5 protein-coding genes are annotated in these 2,954 nt (G+C 63.7%); 1 reads left to right on the top strand and 4 read right to left on the bottom strand.

Annotated features, from left to right (window positions below; all coding sequences use genetic code 11):
• From ABZE94_RS21120 to ABZE94_RS21105, 4 genes are all read right to left on the bottom strand, one after another.
• Positions 1–489 (bottom strand): 4Fe-4S binding protein (locus ABZE94_RS21120; protein ID WP_372878145.1); only part of this gene is annotated, 489 nt, incomplete at its 3' end.
• The gene (locus tag ABZE94_RS21115; protein WP_372878143.1) at positions 477–1,331 is read right to left on the bottom strand and encodes an FTR1 family protein; all 855 of its coding nucleotides are present in this window, start codon (positions 1,329–1,331) and stop codon (positions 477–479) included. The genes ABZE94_RS21115 and ABZE94_RS21120, both read right to left, overlap by 13 nt.
• A 22-nt stretch (positions 1,332–1,353) precedes the next feature.
• The gene (locus tag ABZE94_RS21110; RefSeq protein WP_372878141.1) at positions 1,354–1,680 is read right to left on the bottom strand and encodes a cupredoxin domain-containing protein; all 327 of its coding nucleotides are present in this window, start codon (positions 1,678–1,680) and stop codon (positions 1,354–1,356) included.
• Between the two features lie 44 nt (positions 1,681–1,724).
• On the bottom strand, positions 1,725–2,258 hold the full coding sequence (locus tag ABZE94_RS21105) for an iron transporter (RefSeq protein WP_372878139.1): 534 nt from the start codon (positions 2,256–2,258) through the stop codon (positions 1,725–1,727).
• A gap of 302 nt (positions 2,259–2,560) precedes the next feature.
• Here ABZE94_RS21105 and ABZE94_RS21100 point away from each other — a divergent pair, with 302 nt between their 5' ends.
• Positions 2,561–2,779, top strand: coding sequence for a hypothetical protein (locus ABZE94_RS21100; protein ID WP_372878137.1), 219 nt, complete (start codon positions 2,561–2,563; stop codon positions 2,777–2,779).
• Positions 2,780–2,954: the final 175 nt, after the last annotated feature.

The following is a 2,954-nucleotide window of genomic DNA, read 5'->3' as shown; positions in this document are numbered from 1 at the left end:
GATACGCTTGCCGCGGCCATAGAGAAAGCCCACCAGCATCGCCGCCACGGTCGAACCGCCGAGTATCAGCAAGGCCGCCTGGGCATAGTCGTAGACGCTGATCAGCTGGCCATAAATGGTGGTGAGGATAAACGCCAGGGTTGGCCAGCCGCCCCAACGGATCCAGCGTGGCGTGCCGCGGCCCAGGCCGCGCCAGCTGATCCACTCGCTGAGCGAGCCTTCGGGGCAGAGCACCCCGCACCAGAGCCTGCCGAACAGCACGATGGACAGCAATACGAACGGCCACCAGAGGCCCCAGAAAATGAACTGGGCGAGCAGCGTCAGGTTGTCGAGGATGCGTGCTTGGGTGGACGGCAACGGCAGCAGCGCCGGCAGCACCAGCAACAGGCCATAGAAAGCCACGACGGCCCATTGCAGGCCACGAATCAGCCGCGCATGCCGCCGCAGCGCGTCGCCCAGCCCGCCGAGCAGGCCGTTCAGCTCGCGCATGGCGACACGGCGGGCGAACTGCGCCGCAACCAGAGTGCGACCACAGCCCAGTAGCCGGCGAGGGCAGCGACCGTGGCGATGGAGGGCATGGCGCGGTAACCGGCGAAGTTGGCCAATACCGATCCCAGCCCCGCGGCGTCATCCAGACCGGCCGAGGTGTCCCCGAGCGCATCGCCGAACCAGCCGTAGACCTGTTCGGGCAGTTCCAGGGCCATCAACTGGCCGCTGATGCGGTCCAATCCGGCGACCAACATGGAGGCGCCGAGCAACAGCAGCACTACTTCGCTGAGCATGAAGAAATGCCGCCAGGACACCAGCCGGCTGCCGGCCTGCAGCACCATGAAGGTGAGCAGCGCCAGGGCGAAGCCAGCCGCACCGCCGAGGGCGAACTGCCAGAGCGCGGCGCCTTGCTTGTGCACGCCCAGGCCATAGAGGAAGACCACGGTCTCGCTGCCTTCGCGGCCCACCGCGAGCATCGCCAGGAGCAGCAGGCCAAGGCCGCCATTGCGGTTCAGGTGATTGCCGGCCGCCTGTTGCAGGTCGCGCTTGAAAGTGCGGCCATGCCGGCGCATCCAGCCGACCATCTGCAGGATCAACAGACTGGCCAGCAGTACCAGCGCCGCCTGGAACCACTCGCCGGCCGCGCCCGCCAGCCATTCGCCGGCGAACAGGATGGTCAGCGCCAGCGCCCCGGACAACACCAGGCCCAGGGCCACGCCGCCCCAGAGCAAAGTCATGGCGCGGCCGCGCTCAGCCTGCTGGCCGATCCAGGCATGCAGGATGCCGATCACCAGCAACGCCTCGACGCTTTCCCGCCAGACGATGAACAACGACTGATTCATTCAAGGCCCCATGGTAACGGCGTTATTTGGCGACTATGCCGCCCTCGGGCAAGTCGAGGTGGAACTCGTCGAAGAACGGGTAATGGCCGGGGCGCAGCGGGTGAATCACCACGAACGAGGTGACCCCGGGCGACATGACCTTTTCCACCCGCAGAGGCGTGCTTTCGAATTCCGCCGGGCCTTGCCCCTGGTTGTGCAGGACGATCTTGAAGCGTTGGCCCGCCGCGACTTCGAGCAGTGGCGGGGTGAAATGACCATCACGGATCACCAGCTCATGGGTCGGCAAGCCGGCCGCGAAACCAGGCGAGCCAAGGATTGTCAGCAGCAGGGTGAACAGGACACGTGCCATAGAGAACTCCAAACCGACGCGGCCACAGACCGCGCCCGTTGCGATCAGTAACCGCCTTTCTTGCCGATACCGGCGTAGGTGAATTCGTAGCTGAGGTCGCAGCGCTCGAACCAGGGGGCGACGCCGGTTTCCTTGTCGGTGTGGCGACCGAACATGACGTGGTCACCGGCGGGCGGCAGGACGCTGAAGGTCAGGTGGTACTTGCCCGGGCCGGACAGCTTGAGGTTGTCGCCGTAGTGCGGGCCGTCGTTGGCGACCATGGCGTGGAAATCGCCCTTGAGTTCCTCGTCGCTGCCTTCCTTGCGCAGCACGAAGGCGATGTTCAGGTAGGGCACGAAGCTGCCTTCCTGGAAGCCGTTGGGGTTGTTTTCCAGCGCGCTGATGTCGGCTTCCAGGTGCACATCGGATTCGGCGGCGGGGCGCATCATGCCCGGCGGGTCCATCTCGATCGGTTGCAGGTAAACGGCACCGACTTCCAGCCCTGCGCATTGTTGCGGTTCGCCGATCGGGTATTCCTTGGCCTGGGCGAATGTGGCGACCAGCAGCAGGGCGAGTGAAAAGGGCAGTTGTGCGCGCATCGATGGTTTCCTCTGAGCGTTGGCTTGGATGGGCCTAGCTTAGGGAATCACGACTCAAACAATAATGATTTGCATCAAGATTCGGTTTGATTGACGAGGTAATTGAGCCAGATCAGCGTTGTGTGCACTACCAATGAAGAGGTATGGCGATTGGCCGGCAGTTGCTGGAACCTGACTGCCTGTAAACCGACCGTCCCCTCAGCGCGGATCCAAACCTGCGGCTTGCTTCTGGCAGGTCTGGCCTGCGCAGCTGTCTGACCTGGATCACGCATGGAAGGGCGCCACCGAAACAGGAACCGGATATGCACCACAAACAACTCACGGCCGCGACCCTGGCGCGCCTGCATCAGAACCAGGTGGCGCTGGGGGAGGCCGTTTGGCAGTTGGCCAAGTGGATCGAACAGCGTGGCTCGACAGAGGTGGCGCAGGGCGTGCAAGCGCAACTGCAGTTATTGACAATCAACTCGGCGGCGATCAACCAGGCCCTCACCGAGTTGCTCGACAGCCACCTCAATACTTGAGGCGCGCTGGATCATCACCTGCCAGGGCCCGCTATCGCGCGAACTGCTAATCGAGATCAAAAACACTGCAGAAAAACGGGCGCATGGTTAGGTCAGGCTCGCAAGCTGGAGCATGACCATGACTCGAAACGATGTTCTGGAGATTCCCATCCGCGACAGAAGCAGCGCAGGCCAG

This window comes from Pseudomonas sp. (assembly GCF_041601375.1).
In the GTDB taxonomy this organism is placed as follows: Bacteria; Pseudomonadota; Gammaproteobacteria; order Pseudomonadales; family Pseudomonadaceae; genus Aquipseudomonas.
This window is presented reverse-complemented; position numbering and strand designations above follow the sequence as displayed.